At 72.7% G+C, this 25716-nt stretch carries 17 protein-coding genes; 10 read left to right on the top strand and 7 right to left on the bottom strand.

The window, feature by feature from the left end:
• Positions 1-55 precede the first annotated feature (55 nt).
• Complete coding sequence (locus AB0F40_RS12110; RefSeq protein ID WP_357467156.1) at positions 56-3067, bottom strand: GH116 family glycosyl hydrolase; 3012 nt, start codon at positions 3065-3067, stop codon at positions 56-58.
• Positions 3068-3238: 171 nt separating this feature from the next.
• Between AB0F40_RS12110 and AB0F40_RS12115 the strand changes: the two genes are divergently transcribed.
• A complete protein-coding gene (locus AB0F40_RS12115) occupies positions 3239-4243 on the top strand; it encodes a LacI family DNA-binding transcriptional regulator (RefSeq protein ID WP_357467159.1) in 1005 nt (334 codons plus the stop codon).
• 46 nt (positions 4244-4289) lie between these two features.
• Here the strand turns inward: AB0F40_RS12115 and AB0F40_RS12120 are convergent, their stop codons facing one another.
• Positions 4290-7496: a family 78 glycoside hydrolase catalytic domain gene (locus AB0F40_RS12120; protein ID WP_357467162.1), complete on the bottom strand. Its 3207-nt coding sequence runs from the start codon at positions 7494-7496 to the stop codon at positions 4290-4292.
• A gap of 171 nt (positions 7497-7667) precedes the next feature.
• Here AB0F40_RS12120 and AB0F40_RS12125 point away from each other — a divergent pair, with 171 nt between their 5' ends.
• From AB0F40_RS12125 to AB0F40_RS12145, 5 genes are all read left to right on the top strand, one after another.
• On the top strand, positions 7668-9005 hold the full coding sequence (locus AB0F40_RS12125) for a sugar ABC transporter substrate-binding protein (protein WP_357467164.1): 1338 nt from the start codon (positions 7668-7670) through the stop codon (positions 9003-9005).
• Positions 9006-9067: 62 nt separating this feature from the next.
• Entirely contained in the window at positions 9068-10030 is a 963-nt protein-coding gene (locus AB0F40_RS12130; RefSeq protein WP_357467166.1) for a sugar ABC transporter permease, read from the top strand.
• A complete protein-coding gene (locus AB0F40_RS12135; protein WP_357467169.1) occupies positions 10030-10854 on the top strand; it encodes a carbohydrate ABC transporter permease in 825 nt (274 codons plus the stop codon). Before AB0F40_RS12130 ends, AB0F40_RS12135 begins: the two co-directional genes overlap by 1 nt.
• Entirely contained in the window at positions 10851-13481 is a 2631-nt protein-coding gene (locus AB0F40_RS12140; protein WP_357467172.1) for a family 78 glycoside hydrolase catalytic domain, read from the top strand. Before AB0F40_RS12135 ends, AB0F40_RS12140 begins: the two co-directional genes overlap by 4 nt.
• Entirely contained in the window at positions 13478-14872 is a 1395-nt protein-coding gene (locus tag AB0F40_RS12145) for a threonine/serine exporter family protein (protein WP_357467175.1), read from the top strand. Before AB0F40_RS12140 ends, AB0F40_RS12145 begins: the two co-directional genes overlap by 4 nt.
• Positions 14873-14905: 33 nt before the next feature.
• On the opposite strand, the gene AB0F40_RS12150 is transcribed toward AB0F40_RS12145, so the two are convergent.
• Complete coding sequence (locus tag AB0F40_RS12150) at positions 14906-16885, bottom strand: thioredoxin domain-containing protein (protein ID WP_357467178.1); 1980 nt, start codon at positions 16883-16885, stop codon at positions 14906-14908.
• A gap of 109 nt (positions 16886-16994) precedes the next feature.
• Between AB0F40_RS12150 and AB0F40_RS12155 the strand changes: the two genes are divergently transcribed.
• The 3 genes from AB0F40_RS12155 to AB0F40_RS12165 all read left to right on the top strand — a co-directional run bounded on the left by AB0F40_RS12155 (position 16995) and on the right by AB0F40_RS12165 (position 19709).
• The gene (locus AB0F40_RS12155; protein ID WP_357467180.1) at positions 16995-18044 is read left to right on the top strand and encodes a DNA topoisomerase IB; all 1050 of its coding nucleotides are present in this window, start codon (positions 16995-16997) and stop codon (positions 18042-18044) included.
• A 30-nt stretch (positions 18045-18074) separates the two neighbouring features.
• The gene (locus AB0F40_RS12160) at positions 18075-18527 is read left to right on the top strand and encodes a hypothetical protein (protein ID WP_357467182.1); all 453 of its coding nucleotides are present in this window, start codon (positions 18075-18077) and stop codon (positions 18525-18527) included.
• A 96-nt stretch (positions 18528-18623) separates the two neighbouring features.
• Complete coding sequence (locus AB0F40_RS12165) at positions 18624-19709, top strand: hypothetical protein (protein WP_357467185.1); 1086 nt, start codon at positions 18624-18626, stop codon at positions 19707-19709.
• 337 nt (positions 19710-20046) lie between these two features.
• Here AB0F40_RS12165 and AB0F40_RS12170 read toward each other — a convergent pair whose 3' ends face one another.
• From AB0F40_RS12170 to AB0F40_RS12185, 4 genes are all read right to left on the bottom strand, one after another.
• Positions 20047-22389: a hypothetical protein gene (locus AB0F40_RS12170; RefSeq protein WP_357467187.1), complete on the bottom strand. Its 2343-nt coding sequence runs from the start codon at positions 22387-22389 to the stop codon at positions 20047-20049.
• Between the two features lie 113 nt (positions 22390-22502).
• Entirely contained in the window at positions 22503-23480 is a 978-nt protein-coding gene (locus tag AB0F40_RS12175) for a winged helix-turn-helix domain-containing protein (RefSeq protein ID WP_357467190.1), read from the bottom strand.
• Positions 23481-23699: 219 nt separating this feature from the next.
• Entirely contained in the window at positions 23700-24677 is a 978-nt protein-coding gene (locus AB0F40_RS12180; RefSeq protein WP_357467192.1) for a hypothetical protein, read from the bottom strand.
• Between the two features lie 132 nt (positions 24678-24809).
• The gene (locus AB0F40_RS12185; protein ID WP_357467194.1) at positions 24810-25034 is read right to left on the bottom strand and encodes a hypothetical protein; all 225 of its coding nucleotides are present in this window, start codon (positions 25032-25034) and stop codon (positions 24810-24812) included.
• Between the two features lie 26 nt (positions 25035-25060).
• On the opposite strand from AB0F40_RS12185, the gene AB0F40_RS12190 reads away from it, so the two are divergent.
• Positions 25061-25603, top strand: coding sequence for a CGNR zinc finger domain-containing protein (locus AB0F40_RS12190; protein WP_357467196.1), 543 nt, complete (start codon positions 25061-25063; stop codon positions 25601-25603).
• Positions 25604-25716 lie beyond the last annotated feature (113 nt).

Below are 25716 nucleotides of genomic sequence, written 5' to 3' on the forward strand. Positions count from 1 at the left end.
GTTAGATCTCACGTCGCCGGGGTCGGACGCGTTCCGCCCCGGACAGCAGGCCGGGTCAGCGCGACAGCACCTTCGAGCTGAGCCGCACCGACTTTCCGGGCCGGTACGGACGGCTCGTGCGGACGCCCCCGCCGCGCAGCGTGATCCGGTCGCGGGTCACGGTCAGCTCGAGCCGCTTCCCGTGCCAGTAGAGGTTCCGTACGCCCACGTGGCTGAGCGACGAGGGCAGGTTGGGGGTGATCACGAGACCGTCCGGCTCTGCCTCGACCCCGACGAAGGCGTACAGGAAGCTGGCCGGCGCGAGCCCGCTCTCGGGGAACGGGATGTCGGTCCCGACCGAGGTGCTGCCCGTGCCGCTGTCCACGGTGCTCTCGCCACGGAACAGCGGCGTGCCGCCCGAGATGTGGTCGGGCTCGCTCCAGCGGTCGAGGATCGCGGTCAGCCGCGCCCAGGCGTCGTCGGCGGAGCGATAGCGGGCACGCGCCAGCACGTCGAAGCCCGAGGTGTAGAGGATGGCCCCGCCGTCCTGCACCTGGTGTCCCCACGGGGTGTTGAGGTTGTTCAGGAAGAACCAGTAGCTGTTCCGGCGGGTGGTCGCCCGCGGCGCGAACACCCACGTGGAGTAGATGTCAGCGGGCCCCTCGTAGTGCTCGCCGAGGGCGACGACGAACCGCGACCGCGCGGCCGTGTCGGGTTCGCCGTCGGTGTAGGCCGCGGCGCCCGGTACCGCCGTCGTCGACGACCACCATGCGAGCGATCCGGTGACGTCGGAGACCTCGAGGTAGTAGACGCCCGGCGCCTGGCTCGGCAGCTCGATGTGCGCCACGCCGCCGTCGCCCCAGTCGCTGAACTCCTGCTCCGCGACCTTGTCCTGCTGCGCCGTGCCGGGCAGGCCCCGGTAGAGCGTCATCGTGAACGCGGCACCGCGTTCACCGTAGGTCGGGAACCGGGCGGCGACGCTCGTGAACGGCGCGTCGGCCGTGAAGCTCTGTCCCATGGTGCGCCCCGGCTCGATCTTGGGCGCCTGGCTCCCGCCCTCGATGAGCACCACCGAGTCCTGGAGCTCGGTATGACCGTTGTCGAGCCAGTCGAAGATCCGGTCGGCCTGCTCCGTGGTCGGCAGCCCGAACGAGGCGGCCTCGAGGTTGACGTAGGTCGCGCCGTAGTCGTGCACCACGCCGTCGACATCGATCGACTGGACGTACCGGCCGGCGGTGTCGTTCCAGAACAGCTCGTTGTACCGCGCCCGGACGGTCGGGCGCAGCGCGTTCAGCTGCTTCGCCCGGTCCTTGTTCCCGACGAAGTCCTCGAGCTGGGCCATCGCCTTGAGTGCGCCGTAGAAGTACGCGTTGGCGTAGGCGTCGAGGTAGCCGTGGGACGTGATGTCCCAGTAGTTGGAGGGCACCGCGCCGTCCCGTGCGTCGTGGTCGGGGGAGTCGATGGTGACGACGCCGCTGCTGCCACCGAGCGAGTCCAGGTAGAAGTCCATGGCACGCCGGACGCGCGGCAGCATCGTGCTCAGGAACGCCGAGTCGCCGGTCCAGGAGAAGTAGCGCCAGGCGCCGAGGATGTACATGGCGTTGGACGTGAAGTGCCTGCTGTCGTAGAGCTCGGGATCGGGGAAGGGCCAGCCCTGGGAGTCCGTCCACGACCAGACGTACCCGTCGTCGTCCTGCTTCGTGTTCAGGAGGCTGGCTGACTGCTCCGCCGCCCCGACGGTGCCCGTCCAGTCCAGGATGCGTCCCTCCCAGTCGGCCCAGTCGGCCGCGTGCCCGCTGAACCGGAAGCTCAGGGCACGCTCCCAGTAGAACGTCGAGAGCTGTGCCGCCCGGACCTGGTCCGACGCCAGGAAGGCGGGGAAGGCGTCGGGCAGGGCCTCGGTGTGGGCCTGCACGTCGAGCGTGACCGACCGCGAGACCACCTGCGCCGGCTCGGTGCTGCCGGTGTGCAGCGAGAGCTTCATCGAGTCGTCGGTCATCGTGCCGCCGAGGACCGGCCGGGGCGCGGTGAACCGGAGGTCGTAGGGACCGGTGCCGGTGGCCCCCACCCATTTGGTGCCCAGCACGGGATTGGTCCAGGCGTCCCGGCGCTTGAGCTGCTGCGCCGGGATGTAGTAGCCGTCGTCGCCGATGAACCGGCTGAACAGGACGCCGTCGGCGTAGTCGACCGAGAACCCGTCCTTGACCCAGGACGTGTTCAGCGTCATGCCCAGGTCGGCACGCGGGTCATCCTGCCACCGCAGCTCGTGCGACATCGTCAGCCGCGGGCCGTCGAGGCTCAGGTCCCAGGACGTGATGCCGTCGACGTCGAAGCCGACGACGTCGATGGTCATCGTCCGCCCCGACAGCCGGGCCCGGTCGCTGTAGGCGGCGCCGCCGACGTCGACGCTCGGGTCACCGCTGTACGCCCACCAGCCGGGGGAGCCTGAACCGTCGGAGGCCTCGAGATAGTAGGTGCCGGCCGGCTGAGGGGTTACCTCGACGTAGGCCCATCCGTTGTCCTGCAGCGGGTCGACCACCTGGCGGCCGACCTCGGTCAGGCCGGTGTCGGGGGTGCCCGCGTACAGGGTCAGCGTCATCGTCGAGCTCGAGCTGTTCCAGGTGGGGAACTGGCCGCCGACGCGCGTGAACCGGTGCGCCGTCGCGACGAACGTCTGCCCGAGGGTGCCGCCGGACGGGAGGGCGACGGGCGCGTTGTGTTGCTCCTGGCGTAGGTTCGCCGGGGAGGGGAGCTGGATCCCGGACAGCCGCAGGGTCGTGCCCTCCGTGGTCCAGCTGACGTCGCCGTTGTGCCCGGCGTCGAAGAAGTCGGACTCGCCCAGGAACACCGACCGGAACGCCGTCGGCTGGTAGCGGCCCGTGCCGGCCGGATCGCAGGCCAGCTCGGTCAGCTTGCCGTACGCGCCGGAGAGGCGGACGTACCCGTTCTCCAGCCGGTACGAGGCGGCGTCCGTCGCGGCGGACGCGCGTGCGGGGTGGGGGATCAGCGCGGTCGCCGCGGCGACGACCCCGGCGCGCTGGAAGAAGAGGCGTCGGCTCAGGGTGGAACGGTCATCGCTGGTGCTCATCGGATAGCTCCGTTGCTATGTCAAAGATGAAACGTTTCAAGTAGGCTAGGGACGGAGGCCCGGGCTGTCAACCGTCTCGCGGCGCGACCGATGGCTTCGTCGGTGGTGATGCCGCTGACGGGCTCTGGTCGGCCTCTAGGATGGAATCTCGGTCAAGGGGTCGGAGGGGCGATGGACAGGTCGGTCGGCATCCGCGAGGTCGCAGAGGCGGCTCGTGTGTCGGTGGGCACCGTCTCCAACGTGCTCAACAAGCCCGACCGGGTCTCCCAGGCCACGCTCGACCGCGTGCTCGGAGTCATGGACGGCCTCGGCTTCGTGCGGAACGGCCTGGCGAGGCAGCTCCGGATGGGTACGGGCACGACGCTCGGGATGATCGTGCTCAACGTGGCCAACCCGTTCTTCGCCGACCTCGCGCACGCGTGCGAGGCGGCCGGTGAGCGGGTCGGGCAGACGGTGGTGCTCGGCTCGAGCGATCAGCTCGAGGCACGCGAGGACCGCTACCTCGACCTGTTCGAGGAGCAGCGGGTGCGTGGGATGCTCGTCGCGCCGCTCGACGGCATCACCCCACGGATGCGGCAGTTGCGTGCCCGCGGGATGCCGTTCGTCCTGTTCGACATCCACGGCGATCCCGGCTTCTGCTCGATCACGCTCGACGGCCGGGCGGGCGGCGCGATGGTCGCGCGGCACCTGATCGAGACGGGCCGCAGGCACATCGCCTTCCTCGGCGGACCGCGGCACCAGGTGGAGGACCGCTGGCTCGGCGCGCAGGACGTCTGCGCCGGCAACCAGGGCGTCCGCCTCAGCCATGTCGACACCCGCGACCAGACGATCGCCGAGGGCCGCGCCGCCGGCGCGGTGATCGAGGCGATGGCCCCGAGCGAGCGGCCCGACGCCGTGTTCGCGGCCAACGACCTGCTGGCGCTCGGGCTGCTCCAGGCGCTCGTGCTGGCGGAGGACATCCGCGTGCCGGAGGACATCGCGATCGTCGGGTACGACGACATCGACTACGCCCAGTCCGCCGTCGTTCCCCTGAGCACGGTGCGCCAGTCCACCGAGCTCCTGGCCGAGCGCGCGATCGAGCTCGTGCTGGCCGAGTCGAACGATCCGGAGCACGAGCACCAGCAGCTGAGGCTCCCGCCAGAGCTGCTGGTCCGCGAGAGCTCGGCGCCCCGCTGAGCTGCGCTCCGCTGAGCCGGTGCGGTGCCCGGTGGGGCGCCGCGGGTCACGGCCAGGTCGGACGGGCGCGCGAGAACCCGATCTGGCCGAGGTGAAAGACGGCAGGTGGGCCCGACGGCGCCGTCGTACCGCCGTCGACGTAGCGGACGCCGGCCTCGATCGCGACCACGGCTCCCGCCCCGGTCCAGTCGGCGACGGCGAGCGTCGTGCGGACCCAGCCCGCCGGCCAGAGCCGGCTGGTCGCGACGAGCGTTGCGCCGTCGGCGGAGACCAGCCGGAGCTCGGTGCGCAGCGCGCGCGCTGACGGGTCGGAGCACAGGTCGAACATCGCGAACACGAACCGGGCCTGGGTGAGGTCGAGCGGGCCGGGGAGCCGGAGGCGAGTGAGCGGACCGGCCGGTTCGCCGGCGGCACCGGGTTCGCCGGCGAGACCGCCGCTGACCCGTAGGACGGGACCTTCGAGCTGCGCGTGCGGTACCGGCATGCAGCGCAGGCCGCGGTCGAGCACGGCGACCGCCGAGGTCGAGCCAGCGGGTTCGAACCGCTGGTCCGCGATCGCCGCCTGGAGGAGCAGCGCGTCGCCGTCGACGTCCGTCGAGGTCGGTGCCCACGGCGCGGCAGCGGCCTCGGGCCCGGCGGGCGGCACCACCGGCTGCGGCACGGGTACGTCGGCGACGAAGCGGTGCCGGCCGGGTCCGGCGATCCGCTCGGCCGATCCGGGAAGGCGCACGAGAGCCTCCGCGCCGACGGGGACCGTCAGCGCGAGGCCGAGCCGCGAGCCGTCCCGGTCGAGCCGCACCTCGACGCGTCCCCGGACGGTCTCGGTGTCCAGGCTGAGGCGGGTGAGCCCCGCGACGACGCTCGGCTCGACGACGAACCGCGCGTACCCGCCCGCGACGGGGCGCACCCCGGCGAGGAACTCCCACGCCCACGCGGCGAACGGGCCGCCGAGGCCGACGTGGTCGAGCGAGCCGGTACCGGTGTTCCCGGGGTCGACCCACCAGCACTCCCAGAAGGTGCCGGGGCCGTGGTCCAGCATGGCGCCGATACCTGGCTCGACGGGCTGGTGCAGGGCGTCGAAGAGCACCTGGGACCGGCCGTGGCGGGCGAGCGCGCGCACCACGGTCCGGGTGGTGGCGAAGCCCGACGAGACCCGGTTGCCGCGCCGTCGGACGGCGCGGTCGAGCCGCGCCACGGCGGCGGCCGACTCGGCGGGGGTGAGCCAGCCGCTCTCGACGGCGACGGCGAGGGACCCCTGGGAACCGTTGCCCACCGAGAGCCCGGCCGGGCCTGCGGTGGGGTCGACGAACGCGGCGCGCGCGGCCTGGCGGAGCGCGCCGGCCTGCGTCCGGCGGAGGCCCGCTGCCTCCGCCGCCCCCGTGAGCTCCTCGAACGTGGCGAGCACCCGGAGCGCGTCGAGCGTCGCGGCCGTGTGGTGGAGCTCGGGCGGGGTCTGCTCGAGCGCGAGCCAGTCGTGGCCGTAGCTGATCGGGGCGAGGCTGATCGTGCCGTCGGCGCCCGCGCAGGAGAGCTGGAAGTCGACCCAGCCGCGCAGCGCGGGGAGGGTCTCGAGCACCACGTCGAGGTCGCCGTAGTGCAGCCAGTGGTTCTCCAGGACCCGCTGCAGCGCGGCGCCCCAGACCGGGTCGGCCGGGACGCGCTCTGGGCGCACGTCCGGGGCGATCGCGGGGATCGCGCCGTCCGCCTGCTGGCTCGTCCGGAGGTCGGCGAGCCACTTCGTGAAGAAGGCCTGCATGTCGAACGCCGCGTGCTGGAGCTCGGCGGCGCTGGCGGTGTCTCCGGTCCAGCCCGACTGCTCGCGGGTGGGGCAGTCCTCGGGGATACCGTGCACGTTGTTGAGCACGGTGCGCCGGCCCCTGGCGACGAGCGCGTCGACCAGGGGTGCGTCGGTGGCGAGGTCGCCGGTCGGGCGGAGGTCGCTGTGCAGGGTCCGCACCTCGACCCGCATCCGCGACTCCGCGGGGAGGCCGGTCACCTCGAGGTAGCGAAACCCGTGGTAGCTGAACCATGGCTCGAGCGTGTGGCCGGCCGCGCCGCCAGCCCGCGCGCCGATCGTGTACCGCACTGCCTGCCGCACGCGCCCGTGATCGAACGGCATCGTGAGGTTCGTCGTGTCGAGCCGCCCGTCGCTGCCCAGGTGTTCGCCGTGCACCGCCTGGACGACGGTCCCCTGGGGTAGCGGGTCCTCGATGATCAGCCGGCTCCGGCCGGCGACGTTCATGCCGACGTCGAAGATCCGGACCCCTGGAGCGGCGCTCGCGACGGGCGCCGGGACGAGGGCCTCGACCACGTGCACGGGAGGGCCGGGGTCGGGCAGGACGGTGCGCGGCGGCTCCGCGACGTCGTTCCCCGGACCGCGGGGAGAAGGTCCGCCGGGAGAAAGCACCGAGACGCATGCTGTGCCGAGCTCGGGACCGCGGCCGGGCTCGTGCGCCTCGAGATAGAAGGGTTCCTCGATCGTGACCTGGCCGGTGCCCAGGAGCAGCCCTGCTCCGGTGCCGTGGAACGTGCGGGTCCCGTCGGCGTGCTCGACCACCAGCGTGGCCAGGACGCGTGGGTCGAGGCTGGTACGCGCCCACTCGCCCCGGGCGACCGCGAGGTCGAGCACGTTGGGGCCGGGCACGACGAGGTCGGTGACCTCGTAGGTACGGAAGAGCGCCAGGCCGGCGTCGGTCCGCGAGGGGTCGCTCGCCGAGGCGTTCACCGGGGTGCCGTTGACGCTCGCTCGCACGAGGCCCTGAGCGGTGAGGTGGAGCCGCGCGCGGCGGGGTGCCTTGGACAGCTCGAAGGCGCGGCGCGCGACGGCCGGCGGGGGAGTGGCGACCCAGCTCGCTCCGCCCCAGTCGGTGAGGGCGTGCGGCCCGGTCTCCAGCGGCACCGGTGCCGCCCACGGCGACCAGGCGCCCGCCTCGTCGCGGCAGCGCACGGTGTACGTCCCCAACGTGTGCGGGGCGAGGTCGACCGCGACCCGCGTCCAGGGGTCGACGCTCTCGACGATCCCGCTCGTCCAGGCAGGCGCCCCTGACTCGTCGCGCACGACCGCCTCGAAGGCGGTCTGCGCCTGGCCGTCGCGGACGAGTGGCAGGCTCCACGACAGGCGCGGGCGGGGCGAGGTCGCGAGGACGACGAAGCGGTCGTCCCGCACCGTGGAGCGCGCGTCGACCCGCAGCCGCCCGGGAACCGCGCCGACTCGTCCTGGCGGTACTGACATGGCCGACGTCCTCTCGATCATGGGGTTATTGAAACGTATCAGAATGGTCTCCTCGGCTGACTCGGGCTTCAGCCTTGACATTCGCGCCGCACTGCAGAACCATCAGATGAAAGGTTTCAATCGACGTCGGTCCCCGGGGCTGATGCCATGAAGCGCCCCTTTGCAGCCCTCACAGGAGAGGATCTGTCGACAATGACGTCACGTCCCCATCGCGTCCGCAGGCCGACGGCGGCCGCCGCCGCCCTCGCCATCATTCCGCTGTTCGCCGCGTGCGGCAGCTCGAGCACACCCGGCGGGAGCAACGAGGTCGAGGGCGGCACGCTGGTCCTCACGACCATCACCAGCCTCGAGCCGCAGTTCAAGGAGTACGCCGACGCGTACATGAAGGAGTTCCCCGACCGCACGGTCGAGGTGCGCAGCACTACCGACGACGGCGCCGAGTACGCGCAGCAGCTCGCGACCGCCCGCCTCAGCGAGGACCTGCCCGACGTGTTCTTCAACGTCGACTTCCTCGCCGACACGCTGGCGAAGAACAACGTCACGCTCGACCTCGCGCCCGGCATCGAGGAGGGCAAGCTGGGCGACCTGACGATGGACGACTTCCTGCCCCAGTTCGTCGCGCAGTACCGGCCGCTCGCGGACCCGGAGCAGGTGACCGGCCTGCCGGTGAGCGCCGACTCGGTCGGGCTCTACTACAACAAGTCGCTGTTCGAGCAGGCCGGCGTCACGGAGTACCCCGAGGCGGACTGGACCTGGGACGACATGTACCGCGTCGCCGAGGAGATCCAGAGCAAGTCGGACGGTGCGGTCACCGGCCTCGCCGCCCCGCTCGCCGACGGCTCCGCGCAGATCGTGTACGGCCCGGTCATCCAGGCCTACGACGGGTACGTGTACGACGCAGAGACGGGGAAGTCCGGCATCGGGCAGCCCGAGGCGGTCGAGGCCTGGACCACGCTGCTCGAGCCGTACGGCACCGCGTCCGGGGAGTACACCACGACCGGCGACGACCCGACCCTGCAGTTCGGCTCGGGCAACATCGCGATGGCGATCGCCTCGCGCGGCGCCGTCCCGCAGACGCAGCTCGCGCTCACGGACGCCGACTGGGACGTGCAGGTGCTGCCCACGATCGACGGCAGCTCGACGGCCGGCGGCGGGTCCTACGGCCTCTCGATCGCCCAGACGAGCGAGAACCAGGACGCCGCGTGGGCGTTCCTGGCGTGGTTCTACGACACCGACGCGGGGATGAAGATCGCGCAGGAGGTGGGCGGCGTCATCCCGCCGACCGAGGACGGCATCAGCAACGGCACCTGGAAGGACGGCGAGCCGCCGCCCGCGAGCATCGAGATCTTCGGTGAGTCCGCCCGCACCGCGGTGCTGCTCACGCAGATGCCGGGGGCGAGCGCCAGTGTCATGGCCGAGGCCACCAAGAAGGCGACCCAGGAGGTGCTGCTCGAGGGGCGGGACGTCGCGGAGGCCTTCCAGGAGGCCGAGGAGACGGTCAACGCCGCCATCGCCAAGGAGACCAAGTAGGTCGCCGGCCGGGTGCGGGAGCAGCCGTTCCCGCACCCGGCCCCGGTCCGGAGGAGCAACCCGTGACAGGAACCCCCATGACGGTGACGCCGTCGCGCCCGGTGGAGACGGCACGTCAGGCCGAGCCCGCCCAGCGCTCGCCCGGGCGGAAGGACCGACGCGGTGACACGCTCGTCGCCGCCCTCTTCATCTCACCGGCCATGCTCGCCTTCACGGTCTTCGTGATCGTGCCGGCGCTCGGCGGCCTCGTGCTCGCCTTCTTCGAGTGGGACCTCTTCGGCACGCCCGAGTTCGTCGGGCTCGACAACCTCGCCCGGCTCTTCACCGATCCGGCGATGTGGCAGGCGCTCGGCGTGACCGCCCTGTTCGTGGTGCTGGGAGTGATCCCGACGATCCTCGCCGGATTCGTCCTGGCGGTCGTCGTCAACGTCAACATGCCGGGTATCGGCGCCTGGCGGGTCCTCTACTTCACGCCGATGATCGCCTCCGCCGCCGTCTCGGCCATCATCTGGGTGAACCTGTACAACGGTCGCAGCGGCCTGGTGAACCAGGTCCTGGCGCTGTTCGGGGTCGACGGACCGAACTGGCTCGCCGACCCGACCTGGGCGCTGCCCGCCCTCGTGCTCATGATGATCTGGGGAGCGCTACCGATCGTCATCATCCTCTACCTGGCGGGCCTGCAGCGGGTTCCCGACGACATCTACGCGGCGGCGTCGCTCGACGGGGCGGGCCGGTGGCGCCAGCTCTGGAGCATGACGTGGCCTAACGTCTGGGGCACGACCGTGCTGGTCGCGGTCCTGCAGGCGGTCAGCTTCGTCAGCGGCTCGTTCGAGGTCGCGCTGATCATGACCGACGGCGGGCCGCTCGGCACCACCCAGTCGCTCGCGCTGTACTCGTACAAGGTGGCGTTCACGGAACGCGACATCGGCTACGGGAGCGCGCTCTCCCTCTTCCAGCTCGCCCTGATCATCGCCGTCGTGGTGCTCGCTCGGGCGATCGTCCGGTTCCGGAAGGAGCACGGCTGATGCCCACGCGGCTCTACCGATCCCTGCGCTACGCGCTCGTCGTCCTGTGCGGGCTCGTCCTGGCCTTCCCGCTGCTGTTCATGGTCTCGGGCTCGCTCAAGTCCGCACGCGAGATCAGCGCGTTCCCCCAGCCCCTGCTGCCCGCGACCCCCGTGTGGCAGAACTTCGTCGACGCGTGGGAGTACCTCAGCCCACAGGTCATCGGCAACACCTTCGTCTTCAGCCTGGGCATCGTGGGGCTCCAGCTCCTCATCTCGCTCCCGGCCGCCTTCGCCCTGGCGAAGATCCCGTTCCGGTGGAGCGCCGCGATCCTCGCGACGCTCGTCGTGCCGATGTTCGTGCCGGCGAACCTCACGCTGATCCCGCTCTTCGTCGTGACCTTCCAGCTCGGGTGGCTGAACTCGTTCGCGGGTCTCATCATCCCGATGGCCGCGCAGTGCGCGTTCGCGATCCTGCTGTTCCGCCAGTTCTTCGCGACGCTCCCGCCCGGCCTCATCGACGCGGCACGGATCGACGGCGCCGGCTGGTTCCGCGTGCTCGTCTCGATCGCGCTGCCGCTCGCCAGGCCGGCCCTGGCCACCTTCTGCTCGATCAGCTTCCTGACGGCCTGGAACATGTACATCTGGCCGCAGGTGGTCGCCCCGAACCCCGAGCACCGCGTGATCAACGTGGCGCTCGCACCGCTCGCCGGCGGGGAGAACTCGGTGCTGTCGCCGGCGATCGGGCTGGCCGGTGCGGTGATCGCGATGATCCCGGTGCTCATCGTCTTCATCGCGCTGCAGAAGTGGTACATCAAGGGCGTCGTCGGAACCGGGCTCGAGTGACCGCACTGGTGACCCGGCTCCGGCTCGAGCAGTCGGAGCCCGGCGCGGTGCTCGGCACCGCCACGCCACGGCTCTCCTGGGTGCTCGACGTCCGCACGCCGGGCTGGTCGTCGGACCGGTACGAGGTCGAGCTCGAGGACGCGGCCGGCGCGACGTCGGTCGCCACGGTGCCGAGCGGTGAGAGCGTCCTCGTCGACTGGCCGTTCGCGCCGCTCGTACCGCGCTCGCACGGCCGGGTGCGGGTCCGCGTCGGGTCGGGCGAGCGCTGGACGCCGTGGAGCGACGCCGTCCCGGTCGAGGTCGGGCTCCTGGGGCCCGAGGACTGGTCGGCGGCGTTCGTCAGTCCCGTGTCCCTTGGCGGGCTCGACGACGGGGCGCCGCTGATCTTCACCGACTTCGACCTCGACGAGCTGCCGGTGCGGGCCCGCCTGTACGCGTCCGCGCACGGCGTCTACGAGGCCTCGCTCAACGGGCGCAGGATCGGCGACGACGTCCTCGCGCCCGGCTGGACCGCGTACGAGCACCGCCTGCGCTACCAGGTCTACGACGTGCTGTCCGGTCTCCGCAGGGGGCCGAACACCCTGAGCGCCCTCGTCGGCAACGGCTGGTACCGCGGCCAGCTGGTCTGGCCGGGCAACCGGTCGAGCTACGGTTCGCGGCTCGCGCTCCTGGCACAGCTCGAGCTGGAGTTCGCCGACGGCGCACGTCGGCGGGTCGTGACGGACGGCTCGTGGCGGGCGAGCCGGAGCGGCATCCTCTTCGACGACCTCTACGACGGCGAGCGCCGCGACCTGCGGGTGCCGAACGTCCCGGACCGCGGGGCGAGCGAGCCCGTCGAGGTGGTGCCGGGTGACCTCGCGCGGCTGGTGGCTCGCCGCGGCCCGGCGGTGCGGGTGACGGACCGGGTGCCGGTCGCCCGGATGTCGGCGACGGGTTCGGGCGCGACGATCGTCGACTTCGGACAGAATCTCGTCGGCTGGGTGGAGCTGGTCGTCCGCGGGGCGCGCGCCGGTGACGAGGTCACGGTGCGACACGCGGAGGTGCTGGAGGGGGGTGAGCTCGCGATGCGCCCGCTCCGCAGCGCCAAGGCGACGACGAGCTACGTGGTGAGCGGTGCGGACGTCGAGGTGCTGCGGCCGACCTTCACGTTCAACGGCTTCCGCTACGCGGAGATCTCGGGGCTGCCCGAGGTAGCGGCCACCGATGTCACGGCTCTGGTGCTCGGCTCCGACCTGCGCCGCACGGCGTGGTTCGAGTCGTCGGACCCGGACGTCGACCGGCTGCACGAGAACGTGGTCTGGAGCATGCGCGGCAACTTTCTCGATCTGCCGACCGACTGCCCGCAGCGCGACGAGCGGCTCGGCTGGACCGGGGACATCCAGGTGTTTGCCCCGACCGCCGCGACGCTCTTCGACACGTCCGGCTTCCTGGCGGGCTGGCTCGAGGACCTCTCGGCCGAGCAGCTGCCCGACGGCGGAGTGCCCTACGTCGTGCCCGACGTGCTCAGGGAGCCGGACCCGGCCGCCGCCGGATGGAGCGACGCCGCCACGGTCGTGCCGTCCGTGCTGCACCTCGCCTACGCGGATCACGGCATGCTCGAGCGGCAGTACCCGTCGATGCGCGCCTGGGTCGACAAGGTCGCCGGCCGCGCCGGCGACGGGAGGCTGTGGAAGACCGGCTTCCAGTTCGGTGACTGGCTCGATCCTGCGGCGCCGCCCGACGACCCTGCGCAGGCCGCGGCGGACCCCGACGTCGTCGCGACGGCGTACTTCGCCCGTTCGGCGGGCCTGCTCGCGACCGCCGCACGGACGCTCGGCCACGACGCCGACGCCGACCGGTACCGCGCCCTCGCGGACGAGACCGTCCGCGCGTTCAACCACGAGTACGTGACCCCGGGCGGGCGGGTGCTCAGCGACTGCCAGACGGTCTACGCCCTCGCCCTGTGCTGGGACCTGGTCGCGGACCCGGCTGCCCGCGGTGCCGCGCGCGACCGCCTGGTGGAGCTGGTCGTCGCCGCCGACTACCGGGTCGCCACCGGGTTCCTGGGGACGCCGCTGATCCTCGACGCGCTGTGCGTGGCCGGCCGGCCGGACGTCGCGTACCGGATGCTGCTCCAGAAGGCGCCGCCCTCGTGGCTGTACGCCGTCACGATGGGTGCCACCACCATCTGGGAGCGCTGGGACTCGATGCTGCCCGACGGCAGGGTCAACTCCGGCGACATGACCTCGTTCAACCACTACGCGTACGGCGCGGTGGCGGACTGGCTGCACCGGTGCGTCGGCGGCCTCGCGCCGACGGCGCCCGGCTGGCGGCGGGTCGAGGTACGCCCGCTGGTCACGGGGCAGCTCACGCACGCGCGCACCGCCGTCGACTCGCCGTACGGTCGGATCGAGAGCTCCTGGCGGGTCGACGAGGGTCGCGTGGTCCTCGCGGTGGAGGTGCCCTACGGGGTGACCGCCGACGTGTGGGTTCCCGGCGCGGAGACGCCCGTCGTCGTCGGCCTCGGTACGCACCGCTTCGAAGGTACGGTCCGGCCGGAGCCAAGGCCTGCCGAGCAGCACCCCGGAGGGTCCGCCGCCTCCTCGACGGATGCCGGAGCGCTCACGGCTGCAGAATGGAGTGCATGACCCAGCCACCTCGTCGAAGCCTGTACTCGTCGGTGCGCAGGGTGCTGCACGCCGATCCGGCCCAGGCACCGGACACCGAGGTGCAGCCCGCCGTCGACGACGCCATGGTGCTCAGGGCCCTTGACCTGGCGATGCGGATCGGCGAGTCGATGTTCGCGGTCGGCGCGTCCGCCCACGAGGTGACCCTGGCGATCACGCGCGTGGCCCACGCGTACGGGCTCCGGGGCGTGCACGTGGACGTGACCTACACGTCGATCACCCTGTCGTACCACCGCGGCGGCGAGGGTTGGCCGCACACGCTGCTCCGGGTCGTGCGCGTGTCGGCGCCCGACCACACGAAGCTGCAGCGGCTCCAGGCGCTGTTGGTCGACATCGACGAGGGGATGGATCTCGACGAGGCGCGTACGGCGTTCCGGGTGATCCGCCGTGTGCCGTTCCGGTACCGGCAGCCGGTCGTCGTGGCCGCGCGGGCGCTGCTGGCGGTCGGCGCGAGCATCCTTGCCGGGGGATCGGTGGTGGTCGTGGTGCTCACCTTCGTCGCGGCGCTGGGCGCCGCGGCGACCCAGTCGGGGCTCGCGCGGCTGCGCGTACCGTCGTTCTTCAGCCAGATCGCCGGGGCCTTCGTCACGACGGTGGTCGCGGTGGCCGTGTCGGCGCTCGCCGCCGCGGGCGTCGAGCCGTTCGCCGGGGTGCTGCCCTCCATCATCGTGGCGTCCGGGATCGTCCTCATGCTGTCCGGCCTCACCGTGGTGGGCGCGGCGCAGGACGCGATCGACGGGTTCGCGCTCACGGCGGCCGGACGCATCCTCGACGTCACGCTGCAGACGCTCGGCCTGGTGGTGGGCATCCTGGCCGGGCTGGAGCTCGGCAGCGTGCTCGGGTACCAGATGACCCTGCCGGACGGTCCGCCGCCGCTCGGCCCGCTGCCGAACCAGCTGGCCGGAGCGGTCATCGTGGCGCTCGCCGTCGCGCTGTTCAACGGCGCCGGGGCGAGCATCCTCGCCGTCAGCGCGGCGCTGGGCGCGGTCGCGGCACTCGGCCACACGGTCGCGCTGACGTCCCACCTGCACGAGGCGGCCGCGAGCGGCGTCGCGGCGCTGCTCGCCAGCTTCGCCGGGGTCCTGGTCGCCCACCGTCTGCACGTACCTTCCGTCGCGGTGACGACGGCGGCCATCGTGCCGCTCGTGCCCGGCGGCGCAGTGTTCTACGGGCTGCTCGGCATGGTGCACGCCGACCCGGCCTCGGCAGGCGGCGGCGGGAGCTCCCTGGTCCTCGCGGCGTCGGTCGGCGTCGGGCTGGCGGCCGGTGCGTCGCTGGGGATCTACCTCGGGACACCCGTGCGGGCCACGCTCGCCAGCGTCGCGCGGTCCCGCGCCCGCGTCCGGCACTGACGGCGGCGCGGCCGACACCTTCCTACGGGGCGGTCAGACGGCCAGCGCTGCGGTGAGGTGTTCCGGCGTGGTTACCGGGCGGTCGCACACGAACCCCCTGCACACGTACGCGGCGGCCCGCCCGTCGACGAGCGGACGGTCGGCGAGCAGGGGCACGTCCGGGGCGTCCGGTGCGCCGACGGCGACCACCAGTCCCGGCGACACCGCGTGCCGTGCCACGTCCTCCAGCGCGGCCCGCGTCGCGTCGTCGGGCCCGACGACGGCGACCTGCAGCGGGCCGGCGACCAGCGCCTCGGCGGCGGCGAGCGTCCATCCCGCGAACCGTGGCGCCTGCCTGGCCAGGGCGCCGCCAGCGGCCACCGCTGCCTCGGCGGCCGCGCGGTGCCGGGGCGATCCGGTCAGCGCGGCATAGGTGCACAGGGCCGCTGCGAGCGCCGACTGCCCCGAGGGCTCTGGCCCGTCGGTGGGATCCTTCGGCCGGCTCACGAGGCGCTCGGCGTCGTCGGCCGCGTCGAAGAAGCCGCCGTCGTCGTCGCCGAACCTGGCGAGCGCGGTGTCCAGCAGGCCGCCCGCCGCCTGGAGCCACCGTGCCTCACCGGTCGCCTGGTGCAGGGCGAGGAGTCCCTCGGCGAGGTCTCCGTGGTCGGCGGCGACCCCGAGCGCGGCCCCGACGACGCCGCCGCGCGACGCCCGCCGCAGGCGCCCGTCGACGAGATGGAGGCGCAGGACGAGGTCGGCGCACCTCCGGGCCGCATCGACGTGGTCGGGGAGGCCGAGCAGCACCCCGGACTCGGCGAGGGCGGCGATCGCCAGGCCGTTCCAGGCCGTGACCACCTTGTCGTCGCGCGCGGGCTGCGGCCGCGTGGCCCGCGCCTCGGCGAGCCGTGCCCGTACCCCGGTCCACCAGGCCGGGTCGGGGTCTTCGGGCAGCTGGAGGGTGGAGGCGCCCTGCTCGAACGTGCCGTCGGGCGTGACGGACAGGACCGCCGCGGCGCGAGCGCCGTCGTCGGGCCCCAGGATCTCCGTGAGCTGCCCGGGCGTCCAGACGTAGGTGAGCCCCTCGGCGCCGTCGGTGTCGGCGTCGAGCGCGGAGGCGAACCCGCCTTCCGGCGTGCGCAGGTCAGCCAGGAGGAAGCCGGCGGTCTCGCGGGCGACGCGTGCGGCGAGCGCCGAGCCGGTCGCGCGGTACAGGTGCAGGTAGACGCGCAGGAGCTGGGCGTTGTCGTACAGCATCTTCTCGAAGTGCGGCACGACCCAGGCGGCGTCCACCGCGTAGCGCGCGAACCCGCCCGCGAGCTGGTCGTAGATGCCCCCGCGGGCCATCGCCTCGCACGTGCGCTCGACGATGTGCAGCGACCCGGGATCGCCGGTGCGGGCGTGGTGGCGCAGGAGGTGCTCGAGCGTCATCGAGGGCGGGAACTTGGGTCCCGCGTCGCCGAACCCGCCCCGCACCGGGTCCGCTGCCCGGGCCAGGAGCCGTGCGGCCTGGTCGAGCGCGCCGTCGTCGAGCGCCTCGGGCGTCAGCCGCGCGGACGTGCGCGCGACGGCGGAGGTGATCGCGGCGCCCTGCTGCACGACCGCCTCCCGGCGCTGCGTCCAGGCCTCGGTGATCGCGTCGAGCAGCGCCAGGAACTGCTCGCGGGGGTAGTAGGTGCCGCAGTAGAAGGGCTCGCCGTCCGGGGTCAGGAAGCAGGTCATGGGCCAGCCGCCCTGTCCGGTCAGGGCGGTCGTCGCGCTCATGTAGACCGCGTCGACGTCGGGCCGCTCCTCCCGGTCGACCTTCACGGCGACGAAGCGGGCGTTGACGGCCTCGGCCACGCCGGCGTCCTCGAACGACTCGTGCGCCATGACGTGGCACCAGTGGCACGCGGCGTACCCGACGGACAGGAGGACCGGGACGTCGCGGCGCCGGGCCTCGGCGAACGCCTCGTCGCCCCATTCCCACCAGTCGACGGGGTTGCCCGCGTGCTGGAGGAGGTACGGGCTGGTCGCGGTCCCCAGGCGGTTCGGCATCACACCAGCCTGACACCCCGGGCGCGCGCTCGCTCCGCACCAGGACCGGGGCCATAGTGGCTGGAGGCGAGGCCTGCCGGTACGGGGAGGACGTGAGGAGGGAGCCGCGATGGGCGTGGGGGACCTGCTCACCTATAGCTGCGACGCCGACCGCGGCATCCACCGCCACCGCCGCGGCCGGGGATTCACGTACGTGGACCATCGCGGGGAACGGATCACCGACCCGGGGACGCTCGGGCGGGTGCGCGCGCTCGCCGTCCCGCCCGCGTGGACCGACGTGTGGATCTGCGTCGACGCCAACGGCCACGTGCAGGCGACGGGGCGCGACGCCAAGAACCGGAAGCAGTACCTGTACCACCGGCGGTGGCGCGAGTACCGCGACGCCGCCAAGTTCCACGAGCTGGCCGGGTTCGGCGGGGGTCTGGTGCCGTTGCGCCGGAGGGTCGACGCCGACCGGCGCGCACCGCGGCTCAGCCTGGAGCGCGTGGTCGCGACGGTCGTCTGGCTGCTCGACGAGACGCTGGTGCGGGTCGGCAACGACGAGTACGTGCGGTCCGGCGAGTCGTTCGGGCTGACGACGCTGCGCAACCGGCACGCCACGATCGAAGGGTCCGAGGTGCGGTTCCGGTTCCCGGGAAAGTCGGGCACGCCGCACGACGTCGTGGTCCACGACCGGCGGGTCGCCAACATCGTCCGCCGCTGCCGGGAGCTGCCCGGCCAGCAGCTGCTGCAGTACGTGGACGGTGACGAGGTCCGGAGCATCGGGTCGCGGGACGTCAACGACTACCTCGGGCTGGTGACCGCCGCCGACTACACGGCCAAGACGTTCCGCACGTGGGGCGCCAGCGCGGTCGCCTTCGGCCACCTGCGGCGCCTCGCGCCGGCGACCGGGCGCGAGCACGACGAGCAGCGCGCCGAGGCGGTCCGGATCGCCGCCGCCCATCTCCACAACACCCCGGCGGTGTGCCGCAAGAGCTACATCCACCCCGCGATCCTCACCGACGACCGCGAGGACCTCGACCGTCTCATCGAGCGGTCCCGCGCCAACGCCGTCCGCACGTCTCGCTGGATGGACGCCGACGAGCGCGCGCTCCTGAAATTTCTCACCGCCATCACCGTCAGAACCCCCGAATCGCGACGAATCCGCTTTGATAGGTGAAACCACCCTCGACGGCAAGGAGATCTCGCGATGACCCAGACAGCCCAGGTCGGCACCGTCTATCAGACCAGTCAGGAGCTTCTCGATGCCGACCTGCCCCGCCTCAGCGTCGTCCTGGACGCCAGCGGGTACGCGGTCCAGCGGGACGCGGACGGCAACTGGTACAGCGTGTCCTCGGTGGGCCCGGCGGACCTCGCGGAGATCTACACCCTCATCCATCTGCCGGCCACCGCGCTGCCGACCGCCTACGGTTCGGTGGTCATCGCCGACAACGGCACGCCCTTCATGCGTCGCTGGGACGCGGCGACCGACGACCGCTTCGGCCTCGAGCACTGGATCGGGCCCGACGGGTCCACGGTGACCGGGGACCATCTGCGGCGTCTCGGCATCGCGCGCGCCTGGGACGCGGGCGGGCCCAACGGGGCACCGGGCATCGCCCGTCGTGCGCGGTCCCGCACGGCCCAGCGCGCGCCGGCCCACTGAGGCCGGCCCACTGAGAGAGGGACCCGATGCGGAGCGAGAATCTTTGGGCGGGTGAGGTTTACCCGACATTTCACCCATAAGCGCTATCGTTCCCTCGTGATCGAGAACCCGAGGCCGACCCGCCACCTTGAGCACATCGAGCCGTCACGGGTCGGCACGCCGCTACCGGGTTCGCCGCAGGTGTGGGCAGCGGCGTCCGTGGGCGACCCCGAGACCCCGGACGGACCGCCCGAGGGCGAGCCTGCCGAGGGTGTGCCTGCCGAGGGTGTGCCTGCCGAGGGTGCGCCTGCCGGGGGTGCGCCCGCCGGGGGTGAGCCTGCGGCGCCGTCGGCGGACGGCACCGAGGCGGATCCCCTCCCGGACCAGGCACGGTCGCGGCTGCGGACCGTGGTGGCGGGCGCAGTGGCGCTCGCGGTGGTCGCGGCGGGCATCGGCGGCGTGATCGCGCTGCGCGGGGACCGCCCGGCCGACCTCGGCGAGGCCACGACCGTCGCGGGAGCGCTGGAGCTGCCGGCCATCGCTTCCGGCGGTCAGCCGTCGGACGGCGCCACCGGGCTGGACGAGCGCGTGGTCGACGCGCGGACCCGTCTCGCCGACGCGGTCGAGGACGGCGAGGCGACGCACGCGCAGGCGGCCGCTCGGAGTGCGCAGCCCTCCGCGGCGCTGCGCGACCTGCGGCGCGCGCTCGACGCGGGGGAAGCGGCCCTGGAGACCCGGCCGCCGGACGGTGCGAGCCCCGAGTCGCGCACCGTCGCCTACCTCAAGACTCTCGAGGCGCGCCGGTCGGCGATCCTCGACGCGGCGGCGGGCGTCGCGGACGCCCTGCCTGCCCTGCCCGGTCCGGCGGCCCCGTGGTCGACACCGGGGTACGGCTCCGACGGCACGGCGGCGACCGGCTCTTCGCCCGACCAGGGCGGCGCGGGCGGAGGCGGCGCGGGAACCGGCGGCTCAGGTGGCGGTGGATCCACCGGCGGTGGATCCGAGGACGGCGGCACCGGCGGCACGGGATCGGACGGCGGTGGCACGACGACGCCGACCGACAGCCCGCCGTCCCCGACCGCGGGACCGACGCCGGAGCCGAGCACCGAGCCCTCGTCCGAGCCGAGCACCGAGCCGACGCCGGACCCGTCGGCCTCTCCCTCGGCCACGCCGGAGCCGCCCGGCGCTCCGCAGACCGCCTGACGGCTCGCACAGCGGGCAGGTTCAGGTCGGCGTGAGGTGGGCGCCTACCTTGCGGTTCGGCGCCGCGATCCCGGCGAGGGCGTGGACATACAGGCAGAGCCCGGACGGAGCTGGAGCTCAAGGAGGGGAAGGTCCGCCTCGAGAACGACCTGGGGTACCGATCCGGGCTGGCTTCGGTACCCCAGGTCATTCTCGAGGCGGACCAAGGACGCGGTGACTGCCACGAGGTCCGGCCGTGCACGGAGGTGTCCGCGGCTACAACCAGCCGCCGCACACCTCGTACTTCATCGGTGCGGGCGCTACGCGAGGCGCTTGCGCGTCACGCTCGGCTCGGGCGTCACGTCCGGCTCGCGTGGTTCGCCCGGAGCCGGGTGCGGTGGAGCCGGGCCCGCATCGTGATCAGGGCTGCGCCCGCCAGCAGCAGGGCGAGCGCGGTCCAGATCGGCCAGGTGGCCGAGAACCCGGTCGCGGCCAGCTGGTCGTCGTCCGGATGGCCGGCGGCGTCCGGGGCGGGCTCGTCACCGTCCGGACGGTCGTCGTGCGACGGGTCGGCGGGGCCGCCGTCGTCGGGCAGGTCGCCGCCGGGACCGCCGTCGTCCGGCCCGTCACCGCCGGGACCGTCGCCGGACGGGCTCGGCGAGGGGTCAGGGGTCTCCGGCTCCGGGTCCGGCAGCGTGCCGCCGCCGAGCCAGGCCGTCTGCGCGCCCGGTTCGGCCGCCACGTCGCCGTCGGGCACCGCCTCGTACTTCGCGGTACGCACGGTGCTCGGCAGGGTCGGGTGCTCGCGCTCGAACTCCGCCTCCGGCATCGGGTCGCGCGGGGCGTCCGGGAACTCGATCCCGCCGGTGACGTCCAGGTAGTACTCCATCTCGCCGTGGTCCCACTCGTACCGGAACTGGACGGTCTGCAGCGCCTCGAGGTACTCGTCGTAGACGTCCTGCGGGGACCAGTCGTCCCGCGCGGGCCACTGCGTCACGTCGCCGCTGCCGATGATCTCGTGGAACGCGCCCGGCCGGACGGCGTCGCGCTGCCGGAGCCATTCCGCCGCGATCCGCGCCGTGTAGACGCGGCGGAGGTCCGAGTACTCGGGGGCGGTGTTGACGGCCTCCTCGGTCAGGTGGGCGAAGGTCTCGACGAGCGTCCTGGTGTTCGCGTCGACGATCTCCTCCGGCACCCCGGCGCAGTAGTCGTCACCCGGCGGCCGCCAGTCGATGTCGAACGGCTCCATCTGGACCCGCAGCGGCGCGTCCAGGATGTAGAGCTCGTCGCCGTCCTCGCGCACGGCCGCCGGCGCCGGCTCGATCCACACGCGCCACGTGCCCCAGCAGATCTGACCCTCCGGGCCGCGTGCCAGGGAGTCGAAGAACTCGGCCCCCGTCGTGGTCTCCGGGTCCATGGCCCCGTAGATGGTCTCCTTGAGCGCGAAGTCCGACTCGAGCAGGACGCGGCCCGCCTCGGTGGTGGCGAACTGCTCGTCGATGATCCGTTCGGGCTGGTCGGGGTTGAGGTTCACCCAGAACTGGCCCGGCTCGAGGGCGAGCCAGGTGAACAGGGCGTCCGACGACAGGTCGAGCGCCGCCTCACCGCCGTACGTGTCCGCCTCGCCGGGGATCTCAGCGGCCGAGAAGGCGTAGTCGAACTCGCCCGCACCCGGTTCGTCCGAGACGTAGCGCAGCTCGAGGCTCGTCCAGTCGATCCCGCCGAGACGCGGCAGACCGAACTGGCGCGGGGCGTTGGTCGTGACCCACGACTTGGCCGACTGCAGCCGCTGGTTGTCGAGCGAGTTCACGCCGGAGACGCTCGCCCTGCTCTGGACCGCGCCCCCGCTCGGCTGCCAGCCGGCACCGCGCGGGTTGAACGGTGAGCCGGTGCTCGGCCGGATCGGGTTGGTCTGCACGCCGTTCGTGTTCTGCACCGAGTAGGTGGCGCCCGAGGCGCGCACCCGCTGCGCCATGGAGGTGCTCGGCGTGCTGCCGAACACGTGGTGCGCCTGGTAGCCGGCCCTGGTCAGGTCTCGGTAGGAGTTGAGCTGCGCCGTCGAGACCGAGCTTCCCGGTGTGACGTTGACGAGCTGCTGCTGCCGGGTGTTCACCGCGCTCGTCGTCTGCCCGTTCTGCAGATTGGTGTCCCGGCACAGCCATTCGGCCGTGTCCATCGGGAAGAGCGTCGAGAGCGCGGTCCGCTCGAACCCGAGGTTGCTGCTGAACGCGCGGTTCTCCCGGCCGTAGACCTGCTTGAACCCGTCCCACGATGCGGGGTCGTCCGTGGCGGCGAGGTACTGCTTGTAGCTCCACTCGAGGCGCTTCTGGCTGTCCAGGGGCTCCTCGGCCCACTCGTCGGGGATCTGGTCCAGGTAGGCCCTGGTCGGTTCCACGTACGAGCCGAGGATCGCGTCGAGCTCGGCGTCGTACGTGTAGTTCTCGCCGTCGGTCTCGACGGGCGCGGCCCCCTCCTCGGGGAACTCCTCGAAGATGTACTCCTCGGACTGTGCGACGAGCTCCGAGCACAGCTGGGTGTGCGAGTGCGCCTGGGCGTCCGGCGGGTCGAGCGCCGGTACGAGCACCGCGCACCCCACCGCGGCGGTCACACCGAGGGCGACGGTGCGCAGCGCGGGCCTTCGTGGGCGCTCCCACCATCGGCGCCATGCGGGCGAGGGCTCTCGGGTCTCGGGCAGGTTCATGAGGGGTCTGCTTCTCCGTGGCTCGGCTGTCGGGCGGATCGGGCAGACGAAACGTAGAAAAGGTGCGTGGGCGCGGCAACACAATGCGCCCTGCCGCAAAGCCTTGCCGATGTTCAGCCGCCGTGGACCAGGCCGTTGCCCATGGGAGTGCGCAGGTGGAGCACACAGGTGCCGCTGCGCCGGGTGGTGATCAGCCCGGCCCGCCGGAGCACGGCGGTGTGCCGGCTGACGCTGGAGGGAGACGTCCTGGTCCGCGCCGCGAGCGCGGTGGTCGTCAGCTCGACGTCCATCAGCCGGAGCACCGCGGCGCGCGTCTCGCCCAGCAGCTCGCTCAGGGGATCGACCTGGGGCCGGTCGTCGCCACCGGGGAGCCAGAACGGCTCGCGGCTGACCGGGTAGACCAGTACGGGCTGCAGCAGCGGGTCGGCCAGGGTGATCGGATGGTTGACCCCGAAGAACGTCGGCACCAGGGACAGCCCGCGCCCTTCGAGATGGAGGTCCCGCCGCACGGGGTAGTCGACCTCCAGGACCGGGGCCCGCCAGCGGGTGGTCGGGCCGAGCCTGCTCAGCACGGCGTCAACGCCGTGCGTCAGCGTCCGGTGCGCCAGCCTGGCGACCCAGCGCCCCGTGATCTCCGCGGCCTGGTCCAGGTGCGGTGTCACCACGGTCCGGTGGTACCGCCGCATCGCGAGGCCGAGGCGGTGCAGCGCGGCGGGGCGCCCGGCCGCTATGTCGTCGAGCCACGGGCCGGCACCTCTGCCGCCGTCGAGCCGGCCGACCTCCGCCCGCAGGCGCGCCTTGCCCGTGGACAGCGCGGCCTCTACGCCTGCCTCGAGGTCTGTCGGCCGGTCCGCGGGCGTGAGGAAGTCGGGAAAGTAGCCACGGCTGGGGGCCAGCGTCGCGAGCAGCTCCGCGTCCCGCAGCAGCCGGGCGTCGGCGAGCCTTCGCCGGGAGAGCCTGCTCCAGGAACCGAAGTACGACTCGGGCCGGGTCACCTGGTGCACGCTGAGGACGAGCTCCCACATGGGATCGAGCCGCGTTCCGACCCGGGTCCGCACCAGGTCGGCGGCGGAGAAGTGAATGCGAAGCACAGGTCCCCCTCGGACTGGTCCGGCGCACACCGTGGCGCGCTCGCGCGGACTGTAGAGAGGCGCCGTCCCGCTGTCTGGTACATCGCCGCGGGTGCGGGTGCGGGTGCGGGTGTGGGTGCGGGTGTGGGTGCGGCACGGCCCACGGCCCTGACTCGCCGTACCGGGTACGCCGAGTCAGGGCCGTAGGCCCGTCCCGCCCGTCGGGGTGCGCCGGCGCGGTCAGCCGGCCCGCGCGACCGCGATGTTGGTGTTCCCGCGCCGTCCGGCCTCGTAGTGCATGTAGAGGCGGCCGTCCTCCTCGGCGAAGCTCGGCGCCGCGGCCCGGGTGGCTACGGGCTCGGTGTACAGGACGCCGAGGTGGTTCTCCCGGTCGAAGCTCGTGCCGACGTCCGCGACGTGGATGGTGCCGGCGGCGCTGTGGTAGACTACGTGGCCACCACCGTTCCGGGACCAGTAGTGGGCGCCCGAGAGCTGGCCGCCCTCGCCCGGGGCCGGCGAGATCAGCGGGGCGTGCTTGAACTGCCAGCCCGAGGCCAGCTGGTTCGACCAGCCGATGAAGATCTTGCGGGTCCCGGCCTGGGCGCCCATGAACAGCATGATCTGGGTGTCCGCATTGGTCGGGTGGGGGAACACCCGCGCGTAGGACGTCTCGGTGACGTTCGAGGGCAGCATCCCGGTGTGCAGCACGGTGCCGCCGTAGGAGAAGCTGCGCCCGTCGTCCGACGTCGCCACCCGGGTCGTGGTGTTCTCCCCGTGGAAGTAGAGGTAGATGCGCCCGTCCGCGGCGTTCCACACCGCGTGCGGGCTCGAGACGTGACTGACCGAGTAGTGCGGCGACCAGGTGCGAGAGATGACCGGGTTGCCCGAGTACTCCCGCCACGGTCCCGCGAGGGAGTCCGCGTAGGCGAGGCAGATGCCGCCGGGCGCGTCGTGCGGCGCGTAGTACATGTACCAGGCGCCCAGCGGGTTCTGTACCCGTCCGGCGACGCGCCGCACCGACGGGAAGATGAGCTCGCCCGTGGGGTTGTACGCGAGCGCCGACCTGTCGAGGGCCGCGCCCAGGCGGGTGAAGGCGGGGAAGCCGGGTACCGCGGCCGCGGCGGGCGGGGCCATGCCGAGGGCGGCGGCCGAGCCGAGCACTGCCGCGCCCACCAGGAGGCTCCGCCGGTCCAGCACGGGCTTTCGGTCTGATTCCACAGTGACTCCAGTCCGGCCCGGGAGGCCGCCCCCGCGCTCCGGTGCGCGGCGGTGCGAAAGTGTCGCCCCGGACCCATCGGGACCGAATCTGTGGCCGACGTCGCCCCGTGGTCAAGGTGATCATGCGAAGTATCAGCGGACCGGGTGGGCCCGGACCGCCCTGCTGAGCGGCGCCGGCGGCGTGTCCCGGCCGCCCTGGAGGTCCACGCGGCGGGTGCGGCACGTCGTGCACCGTACGTAGAGCACCCATCCCGCCGACGTCGGGTGGCGCGACTCGGTCGTCCACGCGTGCTCGTGCGCGTCGTGCGCTTCGTGGGTGCTGATCCGTGCTGCGGGAAGGGTGTGCGGGGGAGCCATGCACCACACGATGGTGTAATGGCGTTATGCATCTCAACCCTTACGGCGAGTATGCGGTCCTGCTCGCCGCGTCGCTCGCCAACGAGTGGCCGGCCGACCGGGCGGGTATCGAGGCGCGCACCCGTGAGTTCGGCATGACGATGGACTTCGAGGAAGCTCCGGACGACCACGGCCGCTTGCGCCTCGTCATCGATGACTGGCTGCAAGTCGTGGACGCGGTGGACCCCGAACGGCGCGCCGCGCTGCTGAACGCACAGATGGCCACGGCCGCCGCATACCCACGACTCACCGATCACGACGACGAGGGGTGGCACCTGCACTACCGGGACGAGGGCCAGGTGCTGTCGTCGGTCCTGCGGGCCGTGATCAGCGTGGGCACCTCGCTCCACCTGGTCACGCGCGGGATGCACCGGCTGGGGCGGTGCGCCGCCGAACCGTGCACGGCGGTCGTCGTCGACGTCACCCGGAACGGACGCCAGCGGTACTGCTCCGTGCGGTGCGCCAACCGGGCGGCGGTCCGAAGACACCGTGAGCGAACGGCGACGGCCAGCCCCCCGCCCTTCCGTTGAGTGCTGGGTATTTGCGGCCGATCCGGCTCCGGAGGCGCAAAATAACAGCACACAACGGGGAGGGGCGGGTGAGGGGGTGAGTGGTTAGGGGGGGGCGGGGGGGGGGGGCAGGG

Source organism: Promicromonospora sp. NPDC023987 (genome assembly GCF_040639055.1).
Classification (GTDB): Bacteria; Actinomycetota; Actinomycetes; order Actinomycetales; family Cellulomonadaceae; genus Promicromonospora.